We start from the raw sequence: 23,388 nt of genomic DNA on the forward strand, positions 1-23,388 counted from the left end.
CAGCAGGAGCTGACATGGACACGCAGGGTGAAGCAGGCCACCATTCCGGGGAACACGGCGGCGCTGACCTGCATGCCCATGTCAGCTCCCGCCGGGCCGAGTTGGAGCGGCAGTTGGCCGAGTGGGTGCGCGTGCACGGCGTCTTCGGTATGCCGGAGCACCAGCAGGACCTGCTGCGCTCGGCCAACTGGCTCGCCGGCGCCTTCCGGGAACTCGGTTTCCCGGTGGTGGAGGTGCTGCCCACCGGGAAGTCCCATGCCGGGTACGCGGAGTGGTGCACCGCGCCTGGCGCCCCCACCGTCCTGGTCTACAGCCATCACGATGTCCGGGCGGCCAAGCCGGAGAACTGGGACCAGACAGAACCGTTCGATCCGGTGGTCCGGGAGGGCAGGCTGTACGGCCGGGGCAGCTCGGATGCCAAGGGCCAAATTCTGGCCCACCTTGAGGGACTCCGCGCCCACCTCCACAAACGCTCCATCGCCTCTGGCCCGCAAACCCCGGACGCTCTCTCACTTGATGCGGGAAAATCGCCAACGCTCTCTCACTCCACGGCCCCTGCCGTCAACCTGAAGTTCCTCATCGAGGGCGAGGAGGAGGGCGGCTCCCCAAACCTGGCCAAGCTCCTGGAGGAGCAGGCGGACAGGTTCCGGGCCGACGTCGTGGTTTTCTTCGACACCCTCCTTTGGCACCAGGACCACCCGGCACTGTGCGTGAGCCTGCGCGGGATGCTGACCGCCAAACTTGAGGTGTACGGGCCGGAGCGAGACGTCCACAGCGGCGCAGTCTCCGGCAACGCGCCCAATCCCGCCTTCGAGCTGGGCCGGCTGCTGTCACTCCTGCACGACGCCGACGGGCGGATCGCCGTCCGGGGGTTCTACGACGACGTCGAGCCGCTTCCGGAGCACCTGCGGCGCGCGTTCGCGGACCTTCCGTTCAGCGAGGAGGACTGGCTGAAGCGGTCCGAGACCGGCGCCATCACCGGCGAGGAGGGGTATACGGTACTGGAGCGGCTGTGGCTGCGTCCCGCCGTCGAGGTCACCTCCATCATTGCCGGCGACCCGCTTGGTGTGTCCCGTGCGGCAGTGCCGGCAGTGGCGGCGGCGGACCTCAGCTTCCGCACGGTCCCTGGGCAGCAGGCGGAGAAGCTGGCGGATCAGCTGCAGCACTGGGTGGAAACCACCATCGGGGACGCCTTCGGACATTCTCTGGTGCCGGACCTGCTGACGGCCCAGGCGCCGTACCGCACCCCGGACCACCCCGCCGTCGCCGCGCTGGAGCGGGCCATGGCGGCCGGGTTCCAAACCGAAAAAGTGGGCAGGATGGGCAACGCCGGCGGCGGACCGGCAGAGCTCCTGGCCAGCACACTGAACGCGCCCGTGCTGTTCTTCGGCACCGGACTGGTGGAGGACCACTGGCACGACAGCGATGAAAGCGCCAGCTTGGACGTCCTGATGAAGGGCGCGGCCACGCTGGCGTGCCTTTGGGACGAGCTTGCTGTGATGCAACGAGCAAAGGACGACGGCGATGGACATCTACGGCAATGAGAGGGCAGGCGGGGCAGGGGCAGGGCCACGGACCTTCGGAATCGAGGAAGAGCTGCTCCTTGTGGACCCGGCCACGGGGGAAGCCGTGCCCATGGCGGGGGCGCTACTCGACCTCTACGTCCGTCCCCTTGCTGCCAATGCCGGACCCGTCCTCACTGCCGAGTTCCAGCAGGAAATGATCGAAGTGGTCACGCCGCCGCACTCCACCATGGCCGGGCTCGAAGCGGACATCATCGCAGGAAGGGCCATCGCCCGCCAGGCCGCGGAGGACATCGGCGTCAGGGTGGCCGCGCTGGGGACCTCGCCGCTTCCGGCCGATCCCCATCCAGTGCAGCTCCGGCGCTTCAAAGCTATGACGGAAGAATACGGGCTGACGGCCCGGGAACAGCTCACCTGCGGCTGCCACATCCACGTCTCCGTGGAATCCCCGGAGGAAGCCGTCGGCGTGCTGGACCGGACGCGGATCTGGCTGCCGGTGCTGATCGCGCTGAGTGCCAATTCACCGTTCTGGCACGGGAGGGACTCAGGCTACGCCAGCTACCGCTCGCAGGTGTGGAACCGGTGGCCGTCCGCCGGGCCCCTGGAGGTCCTCCGTACGCCGGACGCCTACCACCAGCTGGTCCACGACATGGTGAATACCGGCGTCGCGCTGGACGAGGGCATGATCTATTTCGACGCACGGCTCTCCCGGCACTATCCCACGGTGGAGGTCCGGATTGCTGATGTATGCCTCCGGCCGGAAAACACCGTGCTGCTGGCCGGCATTGTCCGCGGCCTCGTCGAGACCGCGGCCCGCGAATGGCGGGCGGGGACCGAGCCGCCGCCCGTGCCCGTCGCACTGCTGAGGCTGGCCGGCTGGAAGGCGAGCCGCTGGGGACTGCGTGCTGAACTTGTGGATCCGGTGACCAGCCGCCCATCCCCGGCGCTCGGCGTCGTCAACTCCCTCCTGAACCACATCCGGGAAGCGCTGCAGGACATCGGGGACCTTGACCAGGTGGAGTCCCTGGTGGACGAACTGCTGGGCACCGGCACGGGGGCGGTGCGTCAATTGGAGGTGCTGCACCGGACCGGGAACCTCGAGGACGTGGTGGCGGACGCTGCCAACTGCACGGTGGCCGCGACGTAGTACAGGTGGTGGCTTAAATCCGCTCCGGACGCACCTTGATCCCGCCTAGGGTGCGGAGCAGCGCGACGGCGGTGATGGCACCTGCCGCGAGGATTGCGGCCAGGACCACTACGCGCCGCCGAAAATTGCGCCGACAAAAGCGCCAGGGAGGGTGACCAGCCCAGTGGTCTTGGTCTGGTCGATCGAGGGGATCAACGCGGAATGGATGGACAGGCGGGCCTGGGTGAGCGTGGCCCGCCGAGGCGCGGCACCGAGGGCCAGCCAGCCCTCCACCTGGTCCCACTCGCCGCGGACCGCCTCAAAGAACCGGCGCCCGGCGAGGACGGCGATGGTCATGCAGTTGCCAATCACGATGCCGCCCACGGCCAGGGCATACCGCGGCTCCAGCGCGACGGCGCCGGTGCCGAACACGACCACCAGAGTCACTGCAATGCCCACCGCCATGGTTGCTGCCACTGCAGCGAACCGGTGCCAGGACCAGGCCAGCCGCCGCGTGGCGGTCACCGCCGCCACGCTGAACATGACCAGCAGGGCCACTGCCACCCAGAAGGGGTCGGTGATGATGCCGCCCAGCACCAGGCTGATGAGGGCCAGCTGCGCGGCCCCGCGGACGACGGCCAGTGACGGTGCAAGGAACGACGGCGAGCGGGCGCCCCAGAGGACTGCCGTGGCCACCGCCATCAGGATGGCAAGGGCCACCAGCGTGGGAACCAAGGCAGGAAGGTTGGGCACCGGTCCAGCCTATCGACGCCGAGTATGGTTACGATGGAAGTGTTAGCCGCCGGTGGCATGCCGGCGGAAGCCGACCGTAGGGAGAAACACCATGGGTTTGGACGACAAAATCGGAAACGCCGCCGAGAAGCTGGGCGGCAAGGGCAAGGAAGCCACCGGCGAAGCCACCGGCGATGAGAGCCTGGCCACGGAAGGCCGCGGAGACCAGGCCAAGGGCGACCTTAAGCAGGCCGGCGAGAAGGTCAAGGACGCTTTCAAGAAGGATTAGGTCCGGTCCGGCAGGCTTCAATACGGAAGGGTGTGGCTCCACCGGAGCCGCACCCTTCAGTTTTTCCGGTTGCCCAGGGTAAAGGCGCTACTGAGGCAGGTAGGGCCTATAGGCGTCCAGGGTTCCATCGAGGACAGGCACCTGTAGTTCTTCCTTCTCCGGGCCAACCGAGATATCCACTGTTACCCGGGACCCGGGGATGTCCTCCACTGAGTTGAGTACGGCGGGGTTTGTATCGAAACCGTGGCTGGCTCCGCCCTCAACCGTAACGGCCAACTTGTCGTCGGCATCGGCGATGGAAACCTCCACCGCCTCTGGGGATTTGTTGAACAGTGTGCCCAGCAACCGTCCGGGTTCTGATTCGGCTGCCGAGACGATCAGAAGGCTGCGGACCTCCACATCACCGATATCCGCATTAACCCCATTGGCGATCGCATAGGTGTCTTCCTCAGGTGCTCCGGAACAGGCGGCAAGGAAAAGCACGGAAACTGCGGCGGCAAGAGCTTTTGTCGATCTTCCGCGACCTACGCCCGGTGGTGCGTACATCTCGCTTCCTCTCTTTCCTGATTCCTTTTTGAGGTGTCATTGTTGCCCGCCGGGCGTACGGTCCTCGCCGAGAGACCGAAATCATCACCTCGTGTGGTGCCCGTGCAAAAGCGCTCTCCTGAGGCGTTGGCCTACACTGACGCCCATCACCGGCTGCCGCCCTGGTGCTGGTAGCCATCAAGGAACCAATGCGCTCCGGCAATCATCAGCAGGAAGCCGGCCGCGCCGACGATGATGAGTTCTGTCGCGCTCCCCACGATGACGAGCGTCAAAGCGGCGATCAGAGTCAGGACACCGCGGACCATGCCGGCGGCCTCCCTCCGCTGTTTGCCGGGCGTACCGGCCTGCAGTTTCTGGTACAAATCCGGGTCACTTGAGGCCAGTTGCTGCTCAAGCATGTCAAGGCGCCTGCGCTCTTCTTCAGACAGTGCCATCGAAGCCCCTCGTCACTTCTTGAATCAGGTGGGCATTGGAATCCCAGCCGGGAAAATTGGTTTCCCGGTGAATCGGCAAGCCCCCGCTTTCCACGTTAGGCAGCCACTGAACTCCAACTCAACGCCTGTAACTGATATGCAATGGCTATTCCCGGACTGGTTACTCACCTGTTACTGGCTTCGGGCGCTTCAGGAAGTGCCCCAGTCAGTCCTGCCGCTGATCGAAGCTGAACCCGCACGCACACCGGTAGGTGGCCATGCCGCCGTCGTTCCTTTCCGTGACTGGTTCCCCTGGCATAGCCAGGTCTGTGACCAGCTGCATCTCCTCGCCGCACTGCACGTGCGAGGTCAGCATCCGCCGCAGTTGGGAATCCTGGGGCGGTCGGCCGGTGGCCGCCCTGAGCTTTTCCTGTTGACGGGCACGCCGGGCCACCCGGGAGATCTGTGGATGTTCCATCTGGTCCGCCTGCTGCTAGCCCAGGGAGGTGAGGAGTTCGGTGCAGGCGCGTTCGCACCGACGGCAGGCCTTCGCGCACACCTCACAGTGCCGCTGCAGCGAAGCATGCTCTCCGCATTCGCCGGCACAGGCCCTGAAGGCGGTGCGGCATGCCTGGACCGCTGCACGGGCGATCCCCGCGGCATAGGCAACATGACGGGACAGGATTTTCCTGGTGGCTGTGAAGACACGGAGACCATCCCGTCTCCCGGCTGCCAGCCCGTCAGTGCGGGAGGGTCTACCGTGCCGGATCTCACCGGGGCTGGGTCACTGCGGGGAGCCTGGCGCCGTTCGCAGCAGTCCTTGTCCAGCTCTTCAGCCGCAACTGCCGGCCCGGCCTGGTGAAACAACGCCGGTTGCTGGTACCGGGCCATGATCAGGAACGATGGCGTACCGGCTGCCCTGCGTGTAGGAGGCGGCACCTGCCAGCAGAAGGGCCAGAAGGAGCCACAGAAAATGCCCCGCAGCGGCGAGAGCGGGCGGCGAAGCACTCCTGGCGGGGACCAGCTCAGCGCGGCCATTCCCGGCTCCCGGTAAGCGCCCTTCACCCAGCCTAGCTTCGGGCACCCTGTCAGGTGGTCACACCTGTATCACTTTTGGCGCTCATTCGAAACCCTGGTGTTCCTGGCGGTTGATGCGGGTGAGTGCGATCTTCGCGCCGGAGGGGTCGGCGACGATCGCGATCCAGTGCCCGGGGGCGCTTTCCACAGGTTGAAGGAGAATTCTGCCGCCGTGCCGCACTGCCTTGGCAAGTGCCGCCTCCAGGTCCTGGGGTTCGAAATACGGCAGGATGTCCCCTGGCTCGAGCACCTCCACAACCGGTGCAAAGCCGCCGCGGAGGTCGGGAAAACCGCCCTCGATGTTTCCGCCGTGAAAGCGGGTGTGGGCCCCGGGGGTGGTGGTGAACCCGAGGACGCCTTCATAAAAGGCCGCGGAACGGGCAGGATCGAGTGAGGCGATGTCCAGGAATCCGAGTGGGAGCATGCCAGCGAGCCTATAAAGCAAGAGTTGTGCGGGCAATGATCTGCCGGAAAACGGTTCCAAAGCCTATGGAAGGGTAGGTAGCCAAGACGGGTGGATTGCACTGCCCGCCGACGCCTGATGTGCACGCCTCGTCTGAAACCGCCGACAAAAGGAGCTGTCCATGACCGTGAAGTCCCAGGTAGACCGGAAAACGGTGGAAGTGAACGGAACCAACTTGTCCTACCTTGAAGCGGGGAGCCCGGACGCACCCCCGTTGCTGCTTCTGCACGGAACTTTCTGGAGCCGTGTCTGGCAGCCCGTCCTGCCCTTGCTGGCGGCTGAGCTGCGTTGCCTGGCGCTGGACTTTCCCGGCTTCGGGCGCAGCCAAGGGGAGCTGGACGTCGAGGAGGCCACCGTCCCGGCACTGGCCAAGGTGGCCGAGGACGCGGCGGATGCGCTCGGCCTGGACACTTTCGCCGTAGCCGCCCATGACATCGGCGGGGGAGTGGCCCAGCACCTGGCCGCTTATTCAGGCCGGGTGACAAGGCTGGTGCTGGTCAACGCCGTGATGTTCGATTCCTGGCCGGTGCCGGCTGTGGAGCGGTTCCGTGACCCGGATCTCCGTGCAGCCACCAGCCCAGAGGAGTTGCTGGCGGCGAGGACCAAAACCATGCAGTTGACCGTTGAACGGCGCCTCAGCTTGGAGGAGGTGGATGATTACGTCTCTCCCTGGCGGAGCCCGGCCCGTGCCCGTTCATGGATGGCCATGGCCGGCGCGGCGGACCCCCGCTACACCCTGGATCTGCTCCCTGCGCTGAAGACCGCAGCCGTGCCCACGAGGCTGATCTGGGGCAGGGACGATGATTTCCAGAAGGTCAGCTTTGCCCGCCGCTACGCCGCCGAAGTGCCCTCCAGCGACCTGGTTGAGGTGGCTGGCAAACACATCCCGATGGAGGATTCTCCGCGCGAGATTGCCGGCGCCATGCTGGAGCACCTGTCTGCCCGCTAGTCCTTGCCTGCTCCCTTGACCTGGGCTGTATGGGTGAGCGTCATGAGCAGCAGACCCCCCACGAGGTTTCCGGCGGCAACCAGGAGGATGTGCATGCCGAGCTCCTGGTAGGTAACTTCAGCGCCGAGCCACATGCCCGCCAGCAGGTGCAGTGCGGTGACCACCACGTGGTCGAAGGGGCCCAGCGCGAGGAAGACGCCGGCAAAGTAAGCGAGAATGATGCGGCTTGCGGCAGAGTTGACGGCGTGGAGCAGGTACGAGAGCAAGGTCAGGAGTGTTCCGGCTGCTATGGCGCGCATGAAGGTGGCGAGTCCACTCTTGCCGTTGATTTCTTCGGCCACCTTGGTGAGGACTTCGTGGGCGCCGGACGGCAGCGCACCCTCAACCACAAAGACAGCTGTCATCACGGCCCCGCCCAGCAGGTTCAGGACCAGGATGATCGCCCACAGCCGGACCAGGCGGACCCATGCAAATCCTTGCCGCCGTTCAATCGCCGCAGCCACCGGGCCGAAAAAGTTTTCCGTGAACAGTTCTGAGCGGCCGGTGATGAGGAATACCAGCCCGATGCCGAAGGCCAGCGCCCCTGCCAGCTTGCCTAGCCCCGTTCCCAGCGCGGGCTCAACGAGATGTTGGGAAACGGCGAGGGCGATGATGCCGAATACGATCGTGACACCTGCAATGAAGCCTGTTGATACCTGTTCGAGCGGGGGCATGGACAACCGGCGCTCACCCTCGCTTGTGGCGCGCGTATAGATTTCGGTGGGGGCCGGTTCTGTCATGTCTAACCATTACCCACGGGGTGGGCGCCCAAGCCGAGCTACGCTTTCTGGCGGAGGAAGTAGGCCCCGAGGGTGCCGGCCAACGTGGCGAAGACGGCAACAGAGTAGATGGCCAGGAGAACCTGGACAATCCGGGAGAAGAGGCTGGTGCCAGTAATTCCGCTGCCGGTAGTGGCGGCCATGGTTGTTTCGAAGAGCGCCTGGGAATAGGAATTTGGCTCGCCGGTTGCATAGAGAAATTGGCTGGATGCCAGAATGACGACGGCGGTGACAGCCGTAAGCCAGCCGATCCTGCTGGTCAGGAGCTTCCCGGCCGAGCGGGAACCTCGGACGCCTGCCGAGAGGATTGAACCATAGCGGGCGAGCCTGGCGAGCCGGACCAGCCTGAGCGCCTGAAGGGCGCGGAAGAACCGCAGGAACGGTACCAGGAGGAAAACCACCTGCCACCAGCTCTTTTTCCAAAAGTCTTTGCTGAAGCGCGCAATGTAGGCGCGCAAGATGAACTCGGCGACAAATATCGCCCAAAAGACCCAGCCAGCGACGGTGAACACGCGGATCATGGCAGGCTCTGTTGCTATCAGCTGACCGAGTACCACAAAGAGGAAGATGACGCCCAGGATGCCCATGGGCTTATCCAGCCGACGTGCCAGGACCTCTGCGCTCTGTAGCCGTAATTTTTCAGTGGGGCTGCGGGCGGTTTTTCCGCTGGGTTCCCGTCCTGTCACGGGCGCTCCAACCCGCCTGCATTCCGAACGCCTTTGAGGGCTGAACCGTTCCCCGCTTTGCTCACCGGGATGACGCTGATGGTCCCGTTGGTTTCAAGAATCACTGCTGCTACCTCGGACATGTCGCCGGAACCTGTGGCGCGAACTGCCTGCAGCACCTCAGACTCGCTGAGCCGGTTCCGCCGCAGCTGGGCATGCTGGATTTCACCGGAAACCACCAGTGCCACAGGCCGGGCGGTAACAGCAGACCTGGCACCGGGCAGGTGCGCGGACACCCAGGCGACGACGAACTGAAGTGCCGCGAGCAGCGCCAGCGCTGCGAGCCCTTCAAGGAAGGCGACGTCGGAACTGAGCAGGATTGTTGCGAGGGTGGATCCGAAGGCCACGGTCACAATGAAGTCGAACGCGTTCAGCTGGCCCAAAGTCCTCTTGCCCGATAACCGCAGGACTGCCACAAGAGCCACATATGAGACCGAACCGATGATCAGGACACGCAGCACTTCCGACCAGGAGTCAAACCACATAGGTATCCGGCCGCTTCAGTTGAGCTGGGATCAACATCATGCTCCTAGGGATGGTTGTTTTGGAACCACGGACAAGGGAACATACCTGACAGTACGCTTAGTATTTCCGGTTCAGCGAGAACGGGCCAGTGGGAAGGGCAGCAGACGGCGGCGAACTGCCCGGTAAGCATCTGGTTCTCCCAGCAAGTAGGAGCCTATGACTGCAGCACCCCTGATGCGAACGGAACGGGTTTGACCGGCAAGGGGCGGGCCCAGTGGCTGGACTCGCTCCGGACGCAGTTGTGGCCTCTTCCGGCCTTGGCAGTTGTGATTGCTGTAACCCTGGGAATGGTGTTGCCGGCGTTGGATTCTGCCGTTGATGGCCGGTTGCCCACGTGCGTCACTGTTCTTCTTTTCAGCGGCGGACCGGATGCCGCCCGTGCCGTCCTGCAGGCAATTGCGGGATCCCTTATCACTGTCACATCCCTGACGTTCTCGCTGACCGTTGTCACCCTTCAGCTGGCCAGCAGCCAGTTCTCTCCGAGGCTATTGAGGACCTTCACCTCGGACCGTTTTGTCCACGGCACGCTGGCACTTTTCCTGGCCGCTTTTGCTTTCGCTTTGACTGTCCTTCGAAGTGTGCGCGGGGAAGGCAGCGGCAGCACCTTGTTCGTCCCGGAAATATCCGTCACGGTCGCCTTTGTGCTTGCCATTGCCAGTGTCATGGGCTTGGTGCTTTTCCTGGCGCACCTCGCCCGGGAAATCCGGGTGGAAACGATGATGCGGCGGGTCAACGTTGAAACCCAGGGAACAATAGACCGTGTTTTCCCCGAGAACCGGCCTCCGCGGGGGCCGGAGCCGGTCCCCGCCTCCGAAGCTTTCATCATCAGATCCACCAGCTCCGGGTTCCTGACCTCGCTGGATGGGGAGGCATTGATGGAGGCCGCCAAGAAAGCGGGGGCAGTAGTGCGGATCGATCGGGAACCCGGAACATCCGTCATCGAGGGAGTTCCCTTCGCGACTGCATGGCCCGCCCTCACGGAACGGCCTGCCACGGCGGGAACGGCCTTTACGGCTGAAGTCAGCGATAATTTGGCCAGAGACGTGAACAACGCCGTAGCCACTGGCTTCGAGCGGACCAATGTCCAAGATGTCGGGTTCGGGTTCCGGCAACTGGTCGATGTGGCGGCAAGGGCACTTTCGCCGGGCATCAACGACCCCACCACAGCGGTGCATGTGATCGGCCACCTCTCCGATCTCCTGTGCCGGCTGGTGGGAAGGAACCCAGGGCCCGAGCACCTTACCGACAACGATGGGCATGTGAGAGTGGTGCTGTCGCTTCCACGCCTAAGGGATCTCCTGGACCTGGCAGTGAACCAGCCCCGGCATTACGGAACTGATGATCCTGTTGTGGCTGGCCGCCTTCTGGGGCTCCTGCAGGAGCTCACCTGGTGCGACCGCAAGGGCCAGTATCGGGCGGACATCCTGGAACACCTGGACCGGATGCGTGATGCCATCACTGCAGCCGACTATTCGCCCCGTGAACGAGGGAACCTTCTGGACCAAGCGGATGCCATAGCGCTGATGCAGACAAAAGGTGGACATTCTCACGGGAAGGAGCCGTGAAAAGAGATGATGACTGGGCCTCCTACACCCACGGCAGCCGGTATGGGCTAGTCCCCGCCCACGGCACCCTGGAAGTAGCGCCTGCGCACAACGCCGGACACCACTGCCTGTGAAGCCGGCCGCACATGCTGGGGTTTCCCCGGCAGGGCAACCCACTGGCCTTTCGGGCCGGGCCACCGGCTTTTCCGTTGGTCCTGCAGTGCCAGTGCAGGAGTGTTGCATCAGGCCCTCGGCTCCGCGCGGCGAGCCGGCCCCGCTGAAAACAGGAGTGCCGGAGCCACTCTTCCTTACCCATGGCATGCCCGCGGCAGACGGCATTCCTGCCGCTGTCCCTCCTGAACCCGTACTGCGCGCGCTAACGGTAGTCCAGCTTTTTCAGTCGGACGTAAACGGGGACCTCTGAGGGCCTGAGATCCTGCAGGCGCTTTCACAGTCCTGAAACGTCTGCAATGACAACCTGGAAAGAGAAACCAATGACACACGTACAGTCCATGCTGGACACCTACCCCAAAGACCTCGGAAGCATCGACAAAGCCAAGCTGGCCGAGTGCATCCAGGCGTGCTTCGAGTGCGCGCAGACCTGCACCGCCTGCGCAGACGCCTGCCTCAGCGAAGACATGGTGGCTGAGCTCACCAAGTGCATCCGCGCCAACCTTGACTGCGCGGATGTTTGTGTCACCACAGGGAACGTCCTCTCGCGCCACACCGGCTACGACGCCAACGTCACCAGGGCAGTACTGGAAGCATGCCGTGCCGCCTGCAAAGCCTGTGGCGACGAATGTGGGGAGCACGCCTCCATGCATGAACACTGCCGGGTGTGTGCCGAGGCCTGCCGCCGCTGCGAGCAGGCATGCGCCGATCTCCTCGCCTCGCTCGGCTGAGCAGGGATACCAGAAACCGGGAAGGCAGCGGCGCAGGCAGGAGCAAGAGACATCCTGCCGGTGCCGCTGTCACCGGCATACCTTGGCACATGTTCCGCAACTGAAACGGATGCTGCCGCGACTCTTTTGCATTTGAGAACCATTCGCAATAGAGTGGCGGGCATGTTCGTTACCGTAGTGAGCTCCCTCGACCTCTTTGCCCGGCAGAAAGCCTGTGCCACGCTGGCCGCGGAAAGGCCCGGCGCCCTGGTGGTGCTTCATGACCTGCTTGAAGGCGGAGTGGTGGTCCGGCGTGTTTTCGAGGACGGCCGTTGCATGGAGCGGCACGAGTCCACGCTCGAACACGGATGCCTGAACTGCACAGTGCGGCTGGATGTGGTGCCGGCTCTGCAGCGACTGGCTGAGCCGGGATCTCACGTCATCCTGGGGTTGCCGGCGGCGGTGGAGTCATCCATGGCAGTGGGCGCCCTGCTGAAGGGGCTGGGCAGTACGGTCACCGTGGACTCCGCGGTTGTGGCCTGCACTCCCGAGGCAGTGGAAGACCAGATCTGGGACCACCACAGCCTCTTCGAATCCGGGTTTACCCCCGTTCCCGAAGATGACCGGACGCCGGGGGAATTCCTGGTGCGGGAGCTGTCCTTCAGCGACACCGTAATGCTGTCCGATCCTGCCCTGGTTCCGGTGGATCCGGCCCTGCGCTTCCGCGGCGTCCAGTTGCTGAAGGAGCTGGCCCCGCATGCGGTGATTGCAGATGCGGACGGAGCCGTGCGTTTGGGCGGGCACCGGCTGGCAGGGGCCATGGCCAGAACGGTCCCCGGTTCGGTGCGTGCACCGGAGCGGCCCTCGGCACCCTTCTCGACGGTGGTGCACCGGGTCCGTCGGCCGCTGCATCCGGAACGTTTCCGCCATGCGCTGAAGGCGCTCGCCGAAGGCTCCTGCTGGTTGCGCGGAAGGCTCTGGGTGGCATCGGCGCCGGGCTGCCAAATCGCCATCCAAGGGATCGGCCCCCGGGTCTGGCTCGAAAACACCGGGCCCTGGGAAGCCGACCGCGAACCGCTCCTGCAGACCCCGCCGGCAGGTGCGGGGAATGGACTGTGCTGGCACCAGGAATACGGCAACCGTGGAACGGTCCTGGCCGTCACCGGCGACGATCTGGACCCCGCTGAGATTGCCGCACTGTTGAACGCATGTGAGCTGACCGACAACGAGATGGCCTCGGCCGCCGACTCGTTCCAGGATCCGTTCGGACTGAATGAACCATTCGAAACACACCAAAGGAGAAACTGATGAAAGTACGTAACTCACTGCGGGCACTGAAGAAGATCCCGGGCGCGCAGATCGTTCGCCGCCGGGGCCGCACCTTCGTGATCAACAAGAAGAACCCGCGCGTGAAGGCGCGCCAGGGCTAGCAGGTAGAAGCACCAGTAAAGGCGAGGGGGGCGGTGGAGTAATCCACCGCCCCCTTGCCGTGCTCCCAAACCAGGATCGATGGCCGGGAGCGCGCCCTAGGCGAAGCCCTTCAACCTCTTGATTAGTTCATCCGCCTGCGCCAGGTTCCGGGCCATCTTTGCCCGCTCGTGAACGGCCTTCTCCAGGAAGCCGGCGAGTTTGGCCTGCGCTTCCTCGCCTGGGCCGCCGTCCTGCGGCAAGGCGAAGATCTCCAGAATCTCTGCCATTTCCTCCAGCGAAAACCCCAGTGGCTTCATCTGCTTGACCACCATCAGGCGCTCAAAGTCGTCCTCCGAATAAACGCGGAAGCCGCCATCGGTGCGGGCCGTGGCTGGAAGCAGCCCCACGTCGTCGTAATGCCTGATGGTGCGCAGGGACAAACCTGTACGCTCGGCGAGCTCCCCGATGTGCATAGTGGAAGTTCGTGCTGCCATTGAGTGCTCCTCTGTAAGTACCCGGAACTCTACCATTACGTTAGGGTGGAGTTGGCGGTGGCGGTCAGTCCTCTGCGCGTACTCCCGCCCCCATCGGCGCGGCGCTGCGCCCCTTCATTCTTCGACAGAGCGAGGGCGCTGACGCGCGTCTTCCTGACCATGAACGGAGCCAGTAATGGCCGTCAAAACCGCCGCGGACACCCCCGCCTACACCCCGGAACAGCTGCAGTCTGTGAGGGAAACCTTGAAGTCTTCGCGCAGGCTGAAGACTGAGGTCCTCGGCGGGCTCGTCGTCGCGCTGGCGCTGATCCCGGAAGCGATCGCCTTCTCTATCATCGCCGGGGTGGATCCCCGCCTGGGACTCTTCGCATCGTTCACCATGGCCGTCACCATCGCGTTCGTGGGCGGCAGGCCTGCCATGATCTCCGCGGCAACCGGCGCAGTGGCCCTGGTGATTGCCCCGCTCGTGAAGTCCCATGGCGTGGACTACCTGATTGCCGCCGTCGTCCTGGCCGGCGTCTTCCAGATCATCCTGGGACTGTCCGGCGTGGCCAGGTTGATGCGCTTTATTCCGCGTTCGGTGATGGTGGGCTTCGTCAACGCCCTCGCCATTCTGATCTTCATGGCCCAGGTCCCCGAGCTGCTGGGCGTCCCATGGCTGGTCTACCCCCTGCTGGCGCTGGCCCTGCTGATCGTGTTCGGCCTGCCGAAGCTGACCAATGCAGTCCCCGCCCCGCTGGTGGCCATCGTGGTCCTCACCCTCATTACGGTCATGGCCTCCGTTGCCGTCCCCACGGTGGGGGACAAGGGCGGGCTGCCCGATTCGCTGCCGTCGCTGTTCATCCCCGACGTTCCGTTCACGCTCGAGACCCTGCAGGTGATTTTTCCGTTTGCGCTGGCCATGGCCTTTGTGGGACTCCTCGAGTCCCTCATGACCGCCAAGCTCGTGGACGACATCACCGACACCCGCTCGAACAAGACCCGAGAGGCGTGGGGCCAGGGCGTGGCCAACCTGGTCACCGGGTTCACCGGCGGCATGGGCGGCTGCGCGATGATCGGCCAGACCATGATCAACGTCAAGGCCTCCGGCGCCCGCACCCGGATCTCCACCTTCCTGGCCGGCGTCTTCCTGCTGATCCTCGTGGTGGCACTCGGCGGGGTGGTTTCCGTGATTCCCATGGCTGCTCTGGTGGCGGTGATGATCTTCGTTGCGTGGGCCACGTTCGACTGGCACAGCATCCACCCCCGCACCCTGAAGATGATGCCCAAGAGCGAAACCATGGTCATGGTGGCCACCGTCATCGTCACCGTTGCCACGCACAACCTGGCCATCGGCGTCGGTGTCGGGGTACTCGTGGCCATGGTGCTGTTCGCGCGGCGGGTGGCCCACTTCGTCACGGTCGAGCGGACCGTCTCCAGCGCGGCGGGACAGGAAACTGCCACCTACGTGGTGAACGGGGAGCTGTTCTTTGCGTCCTCCAACGACCTCTACACCCAGTTCGAGTATGCGAAAGACCCGGAGTACGTGGTGATCGACATGCACGCCTCACACCTCTGGGACGCCTCCACCATCGCCGCACTGGACGCGATCACTGAGAAGTACCGCGCCCATGGCAAGGACGTGAAGATCATCGGCTTGAACGACGCCAGCACCACCATGCGCGAACGCCTCGGCGGAAGGCTGGGCGCGGGGCACTAACGCACCCCGCCGGGGCACTGATGCTGGCGCGGCCCTCTAAAACCGTAGTCAGTCGTCGAAGTGCGTCAGCACGTCCGGGTCCTTCGAGAGGGACGAAACCCCCGCTTGTCGCTGAAGGCGTGCGTGCGGGTGGAATAGCAGTTCAGCCCGGCGCTTGCTTCGCCCTCCAGCGGGAGCGGAACGGAGAGGATGGAGCCGATTCCCTCGGCCCACGCGGCGTTGCAGTAGCCGGAACACGCCGTCGTACGCGGCGCGGTGCCCGTCAGCTGCGGTGGGTAACCGGGCAGGAACGTACGACGGCGGCGCAACAGGTGGCAGGGTGGCGTTTCGCTGGTCCCTTCCGCCGTCAATGCGGCACTTGTATTATGTGGACCGGAGAGCCGGGAAGCCTGGTCGGCCCGCGTGCGGAAAGGCATGCGGCGCGCCCCATGGCATCCGCCTTGGACGTGATTGCTGCACTCAAGGAATGGATCGGCCATGCACGCAGAACCAGTCGTCCACACCCAAGGCCTTGCCAAGAACTTCGGCCGGACGGCCGCGCTCGCGGGCCTGGACCTTACCGTCATGCCGGGCGAGGTGCACGGCTTCCTGGGCCCCAACGGAGCCGGGAAGTCCACTACCCTCCGGATCCTCCTGGGACTGGTCCGGCCCACGTCGGGAACAGCGCAGGTGTTCGGCATCGATCCTTGGGCCGAACCGGTACGGGCACACCGGGATATCGCTTATGTTCCCGGTGACGTCACGCTGTGGCCCAACCTGACCGGCGGCGAGGTGGTCGACCTGCTCGCCGGGCTTCGGGGCGGGGCGGATGAAAGCCTGCGCCGGCAGCTTATTGACGAGTTCGACTTCGATCCGCGGAAGAAAGCACGGACCTACTCTAAGGGCAACCGGCAGAAGGCGGCCCTGATAGCTGCCTTTTCCCGGCCCGCGAAGCTTTACCTGCTGGATGAACCTAGCTCGGGACTGGACCCTGTGATGGACGCTGTCTTTCGCCGCCATGTCCGCCGGGTCGCTGCCGAAGGGGCCACAGTGCTGCTGTCCAGCCACATCCTGGCAGAGGTGGAACAGTTGTGCAGCAGGGTGACCATCATCCGGGCGGGGACCGCCGTCGAATCCGGCACCCTGGCCGAGCTCCGGCACCTCACCCGGACCCGCTTCCGCGTCACCGCCGATGTGCAACCGGAAGAGCTGGCGGCAGTTCCGGGCATCCACGATCTCCGCGCTGAGGGGAAAGCCATCGAGTTTGACGCCGACGCAGCCCACCTTGGTGCCATTTTGGAAGCCCTTGCGTCGGCCGGGGTTACGGGCATCACCGCCACGCCGCCGTCGCTGGAAGAACTGTTCCTGCGCCACTACAGCGACCAGTCCAGTCCGCAGCCGGATGTGCAGCAAAACGCGGCCCAACAGGATGCGGCCCGGCAGAGCCACGCGCGGTGATGAACGCCGTTGTCCGCCTGGCCCTGCTCCAGGCACGCAGGGACCGCGGCATCCTCGCCGCCTGGATCCTGGGGATTGCCGGCCTGGGATATGCCGCAGCCACTGCAGTCACCACGCAGTTTGGGGCGGACGGTGAGCGCGCTGCACTGGTTGCGGTGGCTGCCGCCAGCCCGGCCTTCCTCTTCCTCCGGGGACTCCCTGACGGCATCAGTACCGGTGCGGTTACGTTCTTCCAGGGCTATTCCTTCACGGCGGTGCTGGCCGGGCTGATGGGAACGTTCCTGGTGGTGCGGCACACCCGCGCCGATGAGGACCTGGGCCGCTTCGAACTCCTTGGCTCAACCCCGGTAAGCCGCACCGCATCCCTCTACGCAACCCTGCTGCTCGGCAGCGGGGCCAACCTGGTCCTGGCCCTTGCTGTTGCCGCCGGTTTCGCCGGCGCCGGGCTGCCGGCAACGGGGTCCTTCCTGGCGGGGGCAGCCGTAGGCCTGGTGGGCCTGTTCTTCGTGGGCCTTGCCGCGGTCGTGGCGCAAATCATGCCGTCCGCCCGGAGCACCAACGGCACCGCCGCAGCCCTGGTGGGCGCCGCTTACCTCATCAGGGGTGCCGGGGATGCCCTGGGCACCGCCAACATGTCGCTGCTGCAGGTCACCCCCGCCTTGCCCTCGCTGTTTTCGCCGATCGGCTGGGGGCAGCGGGTGCGGCCCTTCACGGACGCTGACCCCTTGCCGCTGCTGATGCTCGGCGGCGCGGCAGTGGTCCTGGGCGGGGCGGCCGTAGCACTCCGCAGCGGAAGGGACCTGGGTGCCAGCTACATTACGGCGGATGAATCGGGCGCGGAAAGGGCCGGCGGCGGCCCGGCATCAGTGGGAGGGCTGGCTTGGCGGCTGCAGCGGGGCACGCTGGCAGGCTGGTGCTTCAGCGCAGCAGTGCTGGGGGGAGTGGCTGGCGGGCTGGGCCCGGTGGTTCGGGACGCGCTGGCCAAAAACCCGTCCCTGATGGAACTGATGAGCCGGCTGGTTCCTGGAGACGCCACCATGGTTGACCTGTTCACTACCGCCATGCTCGGCATCGCCGGGGTCCTCGCTGCTGCCGCGGGAATTCAGGCAGTGCTGCGCCTCAGGGCGGAAGAAGCTGAAGGGCGGGCCGAAATGCTCCTGGCCGTGCCGGCGTCGCGCTTCCGCTGGCTGGGTGCGGCACTTGCCGTTGCGGCCATAACGACGACGGCGGTTGCGGCTGCCGCGGGCGCCTCGGCTGCCGCCGTACTCGCCGTGATGGAGGCAGGCGGCAGCAGTCCCGGCGTGGTCTTTGCCGCCGCCCTGGCCCACGTCCCCGCGGCGCTCGTGTTTCCCGCCGTGACGGTGCTGGTGTTCGCGCTCGCGCCGCGCTGGAGCAGCCCCTTCGGCTGGGCTGCGCTGGCAGTGGCCCTGGTGTTGGGGCAGTTCGGGGAGTTGCTGGGGCTGCCGGTCTGGCTTCAGGACCTGAGCCCGTTCCGGCATTCGTCGGCCATGCCGGTTGAGGCTTTCGATCCGGGCGGAGCCCTGCTGATGGCCGCCGTCGCCCTTGCCGCAGGGGCAGCTGCGGGCCGCCTGATCCGGAAACGTGACCTGGCAGCCTGACCGGCGTCAGTTGATTAGCTGTCCCGGCTTTGCACCAGCACTGGGGCCAGCTCAGCCAGGTAGGACAGGGTATGGTCCGGCGCCTGGAAGTAGTCGGGATAGCGAGCGCCTGAGCGGTTGAGCCACGCCGTGGCCAGCCCTGCCCGGGACGCGCCGTGGATGTCCCAGGGGTGGACGGCCACCAGGAGCATCTGCTCGGGTGCGGCACCGCAGGCCTCGGCGGCGTAGTGGTAGGAAGCCTTGCCAGGCTTCCATCCCGGCGCGTCCTCCACGGACAGCAGCACCTCGAAGCTCCCTCGGATACCGGCATTCGTGAACAGCTTCTCGGCCACCTGGGTGGAACCGTTCGTGAGGGTGGCCAAGCGGTAGCCAGCGGACCGCAGCGCTTCAACACCCTCAGCGACGTCAGGGTGCAGTCCCAGGCCGGAGAAGCCGGCCATCACGTGCTGCACCGCTGACTCGGTGTCCCGGTCCAGGTCCTCTGCGGTGAAGAGGCAGCGCAGGGCTTCCGCGCCAATTGTCGCGAACGTTCCCTTGTCGCCGGCGGCAGTCAGTGCGAAGCCGTCCCGCAGCAGCGTGGCGAACCACAGCTTGGCCAGGTGCGCGGGAGCGCCAACCTCCACGAACCGCTGTGCCATGGGGGCCATGTCGGACAGCGTCTCGTTGACGTCGAAAACAATGACTGACGGTTTCACTCAGGCTTCCTTTTTTCGCGGTGAGTCGTCCGCCGCCATGCCGCCCGACATTACGTCCTGGCGTTCCGCTTCAGCCAGCCCCAAACTGCCGTGGCGGCGAACAGCACCAGGGCTATGAAGGCCAGCCACAGCAGGCCCTCGATAATGAAGCCCAGGACGGAGAGAACAAGCCAGATGATCAGCAGTGTGATGATGAGTCCCATCCCCGAATCCTAGTCCCCGCACCCTTGGAATGTGGGGGCTCCCCGGGAGTTAAATGGGGGACTGCAATTATTGACAGGCCCGAGGCGTGGGCGCACTCTGATACCGCTGGGTGCCAGTGTTGGCTGGCATTGACGTCTCAGTGCGGGCCGGCCAACCAACCCCGGAGCTGTCTGGCGGCTCCGGATGAACAGTTCCACACACTCCTTGCCAGGAGACCGACATGGCCGCAGTAAAACTCGATGCAAAATCCTTCGACGAGCCCGACGAAAAGCGCCGCCCGCCGAAGACACAGGTGGATGTAGTAACGCTTGGCGATGCCACACTGGGCAGATTCACGTTCGAACCGGGCTGGCGGTGGTCTGAGACCGTCAAAACCGTGGTCCACACGGACAGCTGCCAGGTCAACCACGTGGGCATCTGCACCGCCGGAACCCTGACCGTACAAATGGAGGACGGGTCGCAGGCCACGGTAACCCCGGGCCACGCCTACACTATTCCGGCCGGCCACGACGCCTGGGTTGAAGGCAACGAACCCTTTGTCGGTTATGAAGTGATGAGTGCCGCCGTTTTCGCCAAGCCCGCCTGATCCAGGCAGTTGAACCTGGTCCAGACGGCTGGAGAAGCAACAGCCCCGGTGCCGCAGCACCGGGGCTGACTCAACCCTTAACCGGCCGGGTAGCCGTCCCTTTTGAGGAAGCGGGCAAGGTGGGCGGCATTGCGCGCGGCCCCGGCAGTAGTGGCAGCAACCTTTTCCGGCAGCTCGTCCAAGTCCTTGTAGTCCACAGTCTGCATCGCCTCGCCCACCCAGTACGTGCCGCCCTGCGCTGGAATGGTGAAGCCGACGTCGTTTAGCGCCTGCTGCACGTCCGCATTGACCTTGTGCGCGCCGTCCTCATTGCCTACTACCGCAACGATCGCCACCTTGTCGTACATGATCGGCCGGCCTGCCTCGTCAGTTTCGGCAAGGTCGGCATCGAGCCGCTCAATGACCCGCTGCGTGATGCTGCTCGGATGTCCCATCCAGATGGGCGTGGCGAGGACAAAGATGTCCGCCGCGAGGATCCGTTCCCGGATTCCTGGCCACGCGTCGCCGTCGCCCATATCCACCTGGACGCCGGGCATCACGTTGTGATCCACCACGCGCAACGAAGTACCGCTGACCCCGTGGGCTGCGAGCTCGTCCAGCACGTGCCGGGCCATGAGTTCGCTGCTGGACGGCTCGGGCGACGGGGTCAGGGAGCAAATCAGGGCGAGTGCGGTGAGTTCAGCCATTGGTCATCCTTCTGCTTGGAGTTCGAGGTGCCACTAGGGAATTCGAGGCTGGACGCAGCAGAGATTGGCCGGAGGCGGGCGTTCCTGCCCAGTTGCTCCCGGGATCACCGCGCACCCGTGCCGGGACACGCCGTCGTCCGCCGCGCGCCGCTGCCCGGGGGCAGGGTGGTCAAAAAGCAACCGGGCAGGAAGGTACGACGGCGGCAGGCACCTCAGCAATAAAGCGGCCACGGCCCGCCCTCCAGGCAGGAGGGCGGGCCGTGGGCAAGGCAGGGGCCGCTCGGCGTCCGCTACAAAATCAGGAATTGCTGTCAGACACGGCGGAGCTTACGGACGTGGGACTGTCGTACTCGCGGTCCGGGATGGCTTCAAGGGCCTGGATCACGTTCTCGTCAGCGCCGGAGTCCTTGGCGCTGGACAACAAAGCGTTGCGGCTTGCGGGATAGTCCACGCCGCCGAGGAACTTTTGGATCTGGATAGGGTTCGGAGTTTCAGCCATCGTGCAAAGTTTCCTTTCTGATGTCACCTCTCGTGCCCGCGGCCGAATTTCTTAAAGGCCGCGGAGATGTTCATCCTAGGGCTGGACGGTCCGATAGGAAAGGGCGCCCGCTCTGCTCGGAGAGCCATCGGAGGGCATCCGGTTCCGTGGTGAAGTAGGCGGAGGGGGTTGGTGACTGCTGGGCGAAAGCCGCAAGCACGGTCCCCATGGGATGGTCGCCGACCAGAGCCGTATGGGAAAATCCGCGGTAGGCGTTCATCCCCGCTCTCGCTTCCGGGCTTAGTCCCGTGACGCCGGTGATGTCCACGAGAATGGGCAGGGTCCGGCCGCCGCTTAGTCCCTCAAGTGCCCGGGCGGCCCGGACCGCCATCTCATAGGTGATGAACACTCCCGGTCCCCACTGCAGCCGCAGCAACCCGTCATGGCACGAGGCGGTGAACGAATCCATGGGCTCTACTCTGCAGTACCTCTGGCACGGAGCCAAAATCAAAGTTTGCGCAGGTCAGGCTGCTATTTCCAAGGGGCAAGGACCGCATCCGCACCTCCGGGTGAAAAGCGCGCCCGGTGTGGTGATCCGGCCGGTCCGTCTTGCGCCGGAGATAGCAAGTGTGCTTAGTATCTAATTAGTAACCCTACTTACTAATGCTTCACATGCTGGGTACCAGAGACCAGTTGCCCCTATTGAAAGCGAGCGATGATGACGGAGAACCAGTGGCCTGAGGCTTCTGCCCGAAGCCCTCTCGACCAGTACGGCAACGCAGCACCGCAGGACCTTACGGCGCAGCCGGAAAGTCCAAACACCAAGAAGGATGCAGCCAAGCAGGAGGCGTCATGGATCGCCGTGCAGGCGGCCGGTGGAGCCCAAAATGTGGTCCAGGCCGCCAAGCATGAAGCCGGAAACGTGGCCGCCGAGGCCAAATCCGGTGCCAGCGACCTTCTGAACCAGGCGAAGTCCGGCCTGGGCAACCAGGCGGCCAGCCAGCAGCGGAGGGCCGCGGAAGGTGTCCGGACCATCTCCAGCCAACTGCACACCATGGCTGATGCCCCTGAACAGCAGGGCGTGGCAAGCGACCTCGTCCGGCAGGCTGCCGAGCGCGCTTCAGCTGCCGCTTCCTGGATCGAAGGCAAGGATCCGGCAACACTGCTGGACGGCGTGCAGTCCTTCGCCCGCCGGAACCCGGGCACCTTCCTGCTTATTGCAGCCGGCGCGGGCCTCATTGCCGGGCGCCTGGTGCGGGGTCTTCAACCGGAAGCCCCGGCACCCACTGCACCGGCTGCGGTTCCACCACGGCCGCTGCAGGCGCCAGCCAGCGCCCAGGCCCGTCCTTCCGCGCTTGGAGATCAGGCCCAGCGGGAGCCCGTATCCGCCCCCGCAGCCTACGGCGAAACCATCTACGGGGAACCGGCACGGCCCGCCTATGCGGGTACGGAGGCAGGCGGCGTCCCGTTGAAGAACCTGGACGATCCCTACAGCGAGATCGCAGACCAATCAATCAAAGGACCCTCATCATGAAAAAACTGATTCTAGCCTTGCTCCCCGCCGTTATCAGCCGCGTGCAAAAGGCCAGGAAAGCCAAGCAACTCCGCGCCGCCGAGCAGTCCCGGCCGCCCCGGAACCGCTTCTAAAACTGACTGACCAACCAGCAGACCAGCAAGCAGCAACAAAAGGAGAAACGCGTGATCAGCACTGAGAACCTTTCTGCCCTGACTTCCGCCGGTGGACACGTTGTAGGATCCGACGGCAGCAAAATCGGCTCCATCGGACAGATCTATGTCGATGACCGGACCTCCGAGCCCACCTGGGTCACCGTGAAGACCGGGCTCTTCGGAAGCCACGAATCCTTCGCGCCGCTGGATTCCGCAACCCAGGACGACAATGACATTGTGATTGCCCACAGCAAGGACAAGGTCAAGGACGCGCCCCGCGTCGCCCCGGACGGCCACCTGGAGCCCGCCGAGGAAGACCAGCTCTACACCTACTACGGCATCCAGGGCGGCACGGGCTTCGCCGGCACCGCCGGTGACACCGACACCCGCGGAACGGTTGGCCACGACACTTCAGGCCCCCCCACCGACGACGCCATGACCCGCTCCGAGGAGCAGCTGCACGTTGGCACCCGCCAGGAAGAGACCGGCCGGGCACGGCTGCGCAAGCACGTTGTCACCGAGAACGTCACGAAAACTGTTCCCGTGCAGCGTGAAGAGGTCCGCCTGGAACGCGAGCCCATCACGGAGGCCAACGTGGGTGCCGCCATGGACGGCCCGGCCATCAGCGAGGAAGAGCACGAGGTCATCCTCCATGAGGAACGCCCCGTCGTTCAAAAGGAAACGGTCCCCGTCGAGCGCGTGCGCCTGGACAAGGAAACCGTCACCGACGAGCACACCGTCACCGAAGAGGTGCGCAAGGAAGAGATTGAACTCGACGGCGACGGCCGCCCCGGCCGCTAA

The 23,388-nt window shown here is 65.0% G+C and carries 29 protein-coding genes and 1 pseudogene; 15 read left to right on the forward strand and 15 right to left on the reverse strand.

Going from position 1 to position 23,388, the window contains the following annotated elements; all coding sequences use genetic code 11:
* Positions 1 to 14 precede the first annotated feature (14 nt).
* Entirely contained in the window at positions 15 to 1,544 is a 1,530-nt protein-coding gene (locus tag FDW84_RS12480) for a M20/M25/M40 family metallo-hydrolase (RefSeq protein WP_138609859.1), read from the forward strand.
* Positions 1,525 to 2,670: a carboxylate-amine ligase gene (locus FDW84_RS12485; RefSeq protein WP_138609860.1), complete on the forward strand. Its 1,146-nt coding sequence runs from the start codon at positions 1,525 to 1,527 to the stop codon at positions 2,668 to 2,670. The genes FDW84_RS12480 and FDW84_RS12485 overlap by 20 nt, the downstream gene beginning before the upstream one ends.
* 13 nt (positions 2,671 to 2,683) lie before the next feature.
* Here the strand turns inward: FDW84_RS12485 and FDW84_RS12490 are convergent.
* Positions 2,684 to 3,402, reverse strand: a pseudogene (locus FDW84_RS12490) (ABC transporter permease).
* A gap of 91 nt (positions 3,403 to 3,493) precedes the next feature.
* On the opposite strand from FDW84_RS12490, the gene FDW84_RS12495 reads away from it, so the two are divergent.
* Positions 3,494 to 3,670 carry a CsbD family protein gene (locus tag FDW84_RS12495; RefSeq protein ID WP_138609861.1) on the forward strand — a complete coding sequence of 59 codons (177 nt, stop codon included), beginning with the start codon at positions 3,494 to 3,496 and terminating at the stop codon, positions 3,668 to 3,670.
* An 87-nt stretch (positions 3,671 to 3,757) separates the two neighbouring features.
* Here the strand turns inward: FDW84_RS12495 and FDW84_RS12500 are convergent, their stop codons facing one another.
* The 4 genes from FDW84_RS12500 to FDW84_RS20055 form a co-directional block, all read right to left on the reverse strand.
* Positions 3,758 to 4,216, reverse strand: coding sequence for a hypothetical protein (locus FDW84_RS12500; protein ID WP_138609862.1), 459 nt, complete (start codon positions 4,214 to 4,216; stop codon positions 3,758 to 3,760).
* A gap of 146 nt (positions 4,217 to 4,362) precedes the next feature.
* Positions 4,363 to 4,650, reverse strand: coding sequence for a DUF3040 domain-containing protein (locus tag FDW84_RS12505; RefSeq protein ID WP_138609863.1), 288 nt, complete (start codon positions 4,648 to 4,650; stop codon positions 4,363 to 4,365).
* Positions 4,651 to 4,855: 205 nt separating this feature from the next.
* Positions 4,856 to 5,107 carry a hypothetical protein gene (locus tag FDW84_RS12510; protein ID WP_138609864.1) on the reverse strand — a complete coding sequence of 84 codons (252 nt, stop codon included), beginning with the start codon at positions 5,105 to 5,107 and terminating at the stop codon, positions 4,856 to 4,858.
* 15 nt (positions 5,108 to 5,122) lie between these two features.
* Positions 5,123 to 5,398, reverse strand: coding sequence for a four-helix bundle copper-binding protein (locus FDW84_RS20055; protein ID WP_138609896.1), 276 nt, complete (start codon positions 5,396 to 5,398; stop codon positions 5,123 to 5,125).
* 120 nt (positions 5,399 to 5,518) lie between these two features.
* Here FDW84_RS20055 and FDW84_RS19335 point away from each other — a divergent pair, with 120 nt between their 5' ends.
* Complete coding sequence (locus tag FDW84_RS19335; RefSeq protein ID WP_171046774.1) at positions 5,519 to 5,683, forward strand: hypothetical protein; 165 nt, start codon at positions 5,519 to 5,521, stop codon at positions 5,681 to 5,683.
* Between the two features lie 66 nt (positions 5,684 to 5,749).
* Here FDW84_RS19335 and FDW84_RS12520 read toward each other — a convergent pair whose 3' ends face one another.
* Positions 5,750 to 6,130, reverse strand: a complete 381-nt coding sequence (locus FDW84_RS12520; RefSeq protein ID WP_138609865.1) for a VOC family protein — start codon at positions 6,128 to 6,130, stop codon at positions 5,750 to 5,752.
* Positions 6,131 to 6,290: 160 nt separating this feature from the next.
* Here FDW84_RS12520 and FDW84_RS12525 point away from each other — a divergent pair, with 160 nt between their 5' ends.
* The gene (locus tag FDW84_RS12525) at positions 6,291 to 7,118 is read left to right on the forward strand and encodes an alpha/beta fold hydrolase (protein ID WP_138609866.1); all 828 of its coding nucleotides are present in this window, start codon (positions 6,291 to 6,293) and stop codon (positions 7,116 to 7,118) included.
* Here FDW84_RS12525 and FDW84_RS12530 read toward each other — a convergent pair.
* Genes FDW84_RS12530 through FDW84_RS12540 form a run of 3 tightly spaced genes read right to left on the reverse strand, consistent with a single transcriptional unit; the run spans position 7,115 to position 9,146 of the window.
* Entirely contained in the window at positions 7,115 to 7,897 is a 783-nt protein-coding gene (locus FDW84_RS12530; protein ID WP_138609867.1) for a formate/nitrite transporter family protein, read from the reverse strand. The genes FDW84_RS12525 and FDW84_RS12530 overlap by 4 nt on opposite strands.
* A gap of 38 nt (positions 7,898 to 7,935) precedes the next feature.
* Positions 7,936 to 8,622, reverse strand: a complete 687-nt coding sequence (locus FDW84_RS12535; RefSeq protein WP_240721495.1) for a hypothetical protein — start codon at positions 8,620 to 8,622, stop codon at positions 7,936 to 7,938.
* Positions 8,619 to 9,146 carry a DUF421 domain-containing protein gene (locus FDW84_RS12540; protein ID WP_138609868.1) on the reverse strand — a complete coding sequence of 176 codons (528 nt, stop codon included), beginning with the start codon at positions 9,144 to 9,146 and terminating at the stop codon, positions 8,619 to 8,621. The genes FDW84_RS12535 and FDW84_RS12540 overlap by 4 nt, the downstream gene beginning before the upstream one ends.
* A gap of 231 nt (positions 9,147 to 9,377) precedes the next feature.
* Between FDW84_RS12540 and FDW84_RS12545 the strand changes: the two genes are divergently transcribed.
* From FDW84_RS12545 to ykgO, 4 genes are all read left to right on the forward strand, one after another.
* Positions 9,378 to 10,751, forward strand: a complete 1,374-nt coding sequence (locus tag FDW84_RS12545; protein WP_138609869.1) for a DUF2254 domain-containing protein — start codon at positions 9,378 to 9,380, stop codon at positions 10,749 to 10,751.
* 473 nt (positions 10,752 to 11,224) lie between these two features.
* Positions 11,225 to 11,632: a four-helix bundle copper-binding protein gene (locus FDW84_RS12550; protein WP_138609870.1), complete on the forward strand. Its 408-nt coding sequence runs from the start codon at positions 11,225 to 11,227 to the stop codon at positions 11,630 to 11,632.
* 162 nt (positions 11,633 to 11,794) lie between these two features.
* Positions 11,795 to 12,919: a GTP-binding protein gene (locus FDW84_RS12555; RefSeq protein ID WP_171046775.1), complete on the forward strand. Its 1,125-nt coding sequence runs from the start codon at positions 11,795 to 11,797 to the stop codon at positions 12,917 to 12,919.
* A complete protein-coding gene (ykgO, locus tag FDW84_RS12560) occupies positions 12,919 to 13,041 on the forward strand; it encodes a type B 50S ribosomal protein L36 (RefSeq protein WP_138609872.1) in 123 nt (40 codons plus the stop codon). Before FDW84_RS12555 ends, ykgO begins: the two co-directional genes overlap by 1 nt.
* A 96-nt stretch (positions 13,042 to 13,137) precedes the next feature.
* Here the strand turns inward: ykgO and FDW84_RS12565 are convergent, their stop codons facing one another.
* Positions 13,138 to 13,515 carry a MerR family transcriptional regulator gene (locus FDW84_RS12565; RefSeq protein ID WP_138609873.1) on the reverse strand — a complete coding sequence of 126 codons (378 nt, stop codon included), beginning with the start codon at positions 13,513 to 13,515 and terminating at the stop codon, positions 13,138 to 13,140.
* A gap of 175 nt (positions 13,516 to 13,690) precedes the next feature.
* Here FDW84_RS12565 and FDW84_RS12570 point away from each other — a divergent pair, with 175 nt between their 5' ends.
* The 3 genes from FDW84_RS12570 to FDW84_RS12585 all read left to right on the forward strand — a co-directional run bounded on the left by FDW84_RS12570 (position 13,691) and on the right by FDW84_RS12585 (position 18,270).
* Positions 13,691 to 15,214, forward strand: coding sequence for a SulP family inorganic anion transporter (locus FDW84_RS12570; RefSeq protein WP_138609874.1), 1,524 nt, complete (start codon positions 13,691 to 13,693; stop codon positions 15,212 to 15,214).
* Between the two features lie 477 nt (positions 15,215 to 15,691).
* Complete coding sequence (locus tag FDW84_RS12580; RefSeq protein ID WP_138609875.1) at positions 15,692 to 16,651, forward strand: ABC transporter ATP-binding protein; 960 nt, start codon at positions 15,692 to 15,694, stop codon at positions 16,649 to 16,651.
* On the forward strand, positions 16,651 to 18,270 hold the full coding sequence (locus FDW84_RS12585; RefSeq protein WP_138609876.1) for an ABC transporter permease: 1,620 nt from the start codon (positions 16,651 to 16,653) through the stop codon (positions 18,268 to 18,270). The genes FDW84_RS12580 and FDW84_RS12585 overlap by 1 nt, the downstream gene beginning before the upstream one ends.
* Before the next feature lie 14 nt (positions 18,271 to 18,284).
* On the opposite strand, the gene FDW84_RS12590 is transcribed toward FDW84_RS12585, so the two are convergent.
* Positions 18,285 to 18,965: a haloacid dehalogenase type II gene (locus FDW84_RS12590; RefSeq protein WP_240721496.1), complete on the reverse strand. Its 681-nt coding sequence runs from the start codon at positions 18,963 to 18,965 to the stop codon at positions 18,285 to 18,287.
* A gap of 50 nt (positions 18,966 to 19,015) precedes the next feature.
* A complete protein-coding gene (locus FDW84_RS19340; RefSeq protein WP_171046776.1) occupies positions 19,016 to 19,168 on the reverse strand; it encodes a hypothetical protein in 153 nt (50 codons plus the stop codon).
* 221 nt (positions 19,169 to 19,389) lie between these two features.
* Here FDW84_RS19340 and FDW84_RS12595 point away from each other — a divergent pair, with 221 nt between their 5' ends.
* Entirely contained in the window at positions 19,390 to 19,755 is a 366-nt protein-coding gene (locus FDW84_RS12595) for a cupin domain-containing protein (protein ID WP_138609877.1), read from the forward strand.
* A 77-nt stretch (positions 19,756 to 19,832) separates the two neighbouring features.
* On the opposite strand, the gene FDW84_RS12600 is transcribed toward FDW84_RS12595, so the two are convergent.
* The 3 genes from FDW84_RS12600 to FDW84_RS12610 all read right to left on the reverse strand — a co-directional run bounded on the left by FDW84_RS12600 (position 19,833) and on the right by FDW84_RS12610 (position 21,388).
* Complete coding sequence (locus FDW84_RS12600; RefSeq protein ID WP_138609878.1) at positions 19,833 to 20,441, reverse strand: flavodoxin family protein; 609 nt, start codon at positions 20,439 to 20,441, stop codon at positions 19,833 to 19,835.
* A 298-nt stretch (positions 20,442 to 20,739) separates the two neighbouring features.
* A complete protein-coding gene (locus tag FDW84_RS12605) occupies positions 20,740 to 20,940 on the reverse strand; it encodes a DUF2795 domain-containing protein (protein WP_138609879.1) in 201 nt (66 codons plus the stop codon).
* A gap of 70 nt (positions 20,941 to 21,010) precedes the next feature.
* The gene (locus FDW84_RS12610; RefSeq protein ID WP_138609880.1) at positions 21,011 to 21,388 is read right to left on the reverse strand and encodes a DUF7793 family protein; all 378 of its coding nucleotides are present in this window, start codon (positions 21,386 to 21,388) and stop codon (positions 21,011 to 21,013) included.
* Between the two features lie 246 nt (positions 21,389 to 21,634).
* On the opposite strand from FDW84_RS12610, the gene FDW84_RS12615 reads away from it, so the two are divergent.
* Both FDW84_RS12615 and FDW84_RS12620 read left to right on the forward strand, forming a co-directional pair.
* Positions 21,635 to 22,453 carry a hypothetical protein gene (locus FDW84_RS12615; RefSeq protein WP_138609881.1) on the forward strand — a complete coding sequence of 273 codons (819 nt, stop codon included), beginning with the start codon at positions 21,635 to 21,637 and terminating at the stop codon, positions 22,451 to 22,453.
* A 164-nt stretch (positions 22,454 to 22,617) separates the two neighbouring features.
* Complete coding sequence (locus tag FDW84_RS12620; RefSeq protein ID WP_138609882.1) at positions 22,618 to 23,388, forward strand: DUF2382 domain-containing protein; 771 nt, start codon at positions 22,618 to 22,620, stop codon at positions 23,386 to 23,388.

Origin of the sequence: Pseudarthrobacter sp. NamE5, assembly GCF_005796225.1 — a bacterium.
Lineage (GTDB): Bacteria > Actinomycetota > Actinomycetes > Actinomycetales > Micrococcaceae > Arthrobacter.

Excerpts from the sequence above, each read along its gene's own strand:
- FDW84_RS12480 (WP_138609859.1), top strand. The coding sequence starts at position 15 with ATGGACACGCAGGGTGAAGCAGGCCACCATTCCGGGGAACACGGCGGC.
- FDW84_RS12485 (WP_138609860.1), top strand. The coding sequence starts at position 1,525 with ATGGACATCTACGGCAATGAGAGGGCAGGCGGGGCAGGGGCAGGGCCA.
- FDW84_RS12495 (WP_138609861.1), top strand. The coding sequence starts at position 3,494 with ATGGGTTTGGACGACAAAATCGGAAACGCCGCCGAGAAGCTGGGCGGC.
- FDW84_RS12500 (WP_138609862.1), bottom strand. The coding sequence starts at position 4,216 with ATGTACGCACCACCGGGCGTAGGTCGCGGAAGATCGACAAAAGCTCTT.
- FDW84_RS12505 (WP_138609863.1), bottom strand. The coding sequence starts at position 4,650 with ATGGCACTGTCTGAAGAAGAGCGCAGGCGCCTTGACATGCTTGAGCAG.
- FDW84_RS12510 (WP_138609864.1), bottom strand. The coding sequence starts at position 5,107 with ATGGAACATCCACAGATCTCCCGGGTGGCCCGGCGTGCCCGTCAACAG.
- FDW84_RS19335 (WP_171046774.1), top strand. The coding sequence starts at position 5,519 with ATGATCAGGAACGATGGCGTACCGGCTGCCCTGCGTGTAGGAGGCGGC.
- FDW84_RS12520 (WP_138609865.1), bottom strand. The coding sequence starts at position 6,130 with ATGCTCCCACTCGGATTCCTGGACATCGCCTCACTCGATCCTGCCCGT.
- FDW84_RS12525 (WP_138609866.1), top strand. The coding sequence starts at position 6,291 with ATGACCGTGAAGTCCCAGGTAGACCGGAAAACGGTGGAAGTGAACGGA.
- FDW84_RS12530 (WP_138609867.1), bottom strand. The coding sequence starts at position 7,897 with ATGACAGAACCGGCCCCCACCGAAATCTATACGCGCGCCACAAGCGAG.
- FDW84_RS12540 (WP_138609868.1), bottom strand. The coding sequence starts at position 9,146 with ATGTGGTTTGACTCCTGGTCGGAAGTGCTGCGTGTCCTGATCATCGGT.
- FDW84_RS12550 (WP_138609870.1), top strand. The coding sequence starts at position 11,225 with ATGACACACGTACAGTCCATGCTGGACACCTACCCCAAAGACCTCGGA.
- FDW84_RS12555 (WP_171046775.1), top strand. The coding sequence starts at position 11,795 with ATGTTCGTTACCGTAGTGAGCTCCCTCGACCTCTTTGCCCGGCAGAAA.
- ykgO (WP_138609872.1), top strand. The coding sequence starts at position 12,919 with ATGAAAGTACGTAACTCACTGCGGGCACTGAAGAAGATCCCGGGCGCG.
- FDW84_RS12565 (WP_138609873.1), bottom strand. The coding sequence starts at position 13,515 with ATGGCAGCACGAACTTCCACTATGCACATCGGGGAGCTCGCCGAGCGT.
- FDW84_RS12570 (WP_138609874.1), top strand. The coding sequence starts at position 13,691 with ATGGCCGTCAAAACCGCCGCGGACACCCCCGCCTACACCCCGGAACAG.
- FDW84_RS12580 (WP_138609875.1), top strand. The coding sequence starts at position 15,692 with ATGCACGCAGAACCAGTCGTCCACACCCAAGGCCTTGCCAAGAACTTC.
- FDW84_RS12585 (WP_138609876.1), top strand. The coding sequence starts at position 16,651 with ATGAACGCCGTTGTCCGCCTGGCCCTGCTCCAGGCACGCAGGGACCGC.
- FDW84_RS19340 (WP_171046776.1), bottom strand. The coding sequence starts at position 19,168 with ATGGGACTCATCATCACACTGCTGATCATCTGGCTTGTTCTCTCCGTC.
- FDW84_RS12595 (WP_138609877.1), top strand. The coding sequence starts at position 19,390 with ATGGCCGCAGTAAAACTCGATGCAAAATCCTTCGACGAGCCCGACGAA.
- FDW84_RS12600 (WP_138609878.1), bottom strand. The coding sequence starts at position 20,441 with ATGGCTGAACTCACCGCACTCGCCCTGATTTGCTCCCTGACCCCGTCG.
- FDW84_RS12605 (WP_138609879.1), bottom strand. The coding sequence starts at position 20,940 with ATGGCTGAAACTCCGAACCCTATCCAGATCCAAAAGTTCCTCGGCGGC.
- FDW84_RS12610 (WP_138609880.1), bottom strand. The coding sequence starts at position 21,388 with ATGGATTCGTTCACCGCCTCGTGCCATGACGGGTTGCTGCGGCTGCAG.
- FDW84_RS12615 (WP_138609881.1), top strand. The coding sequence starts at position 21,635 with ATGATGACGGAGAACCAGTGGCCTGAGGCTTCTGCCCGAAGCCCTCTC.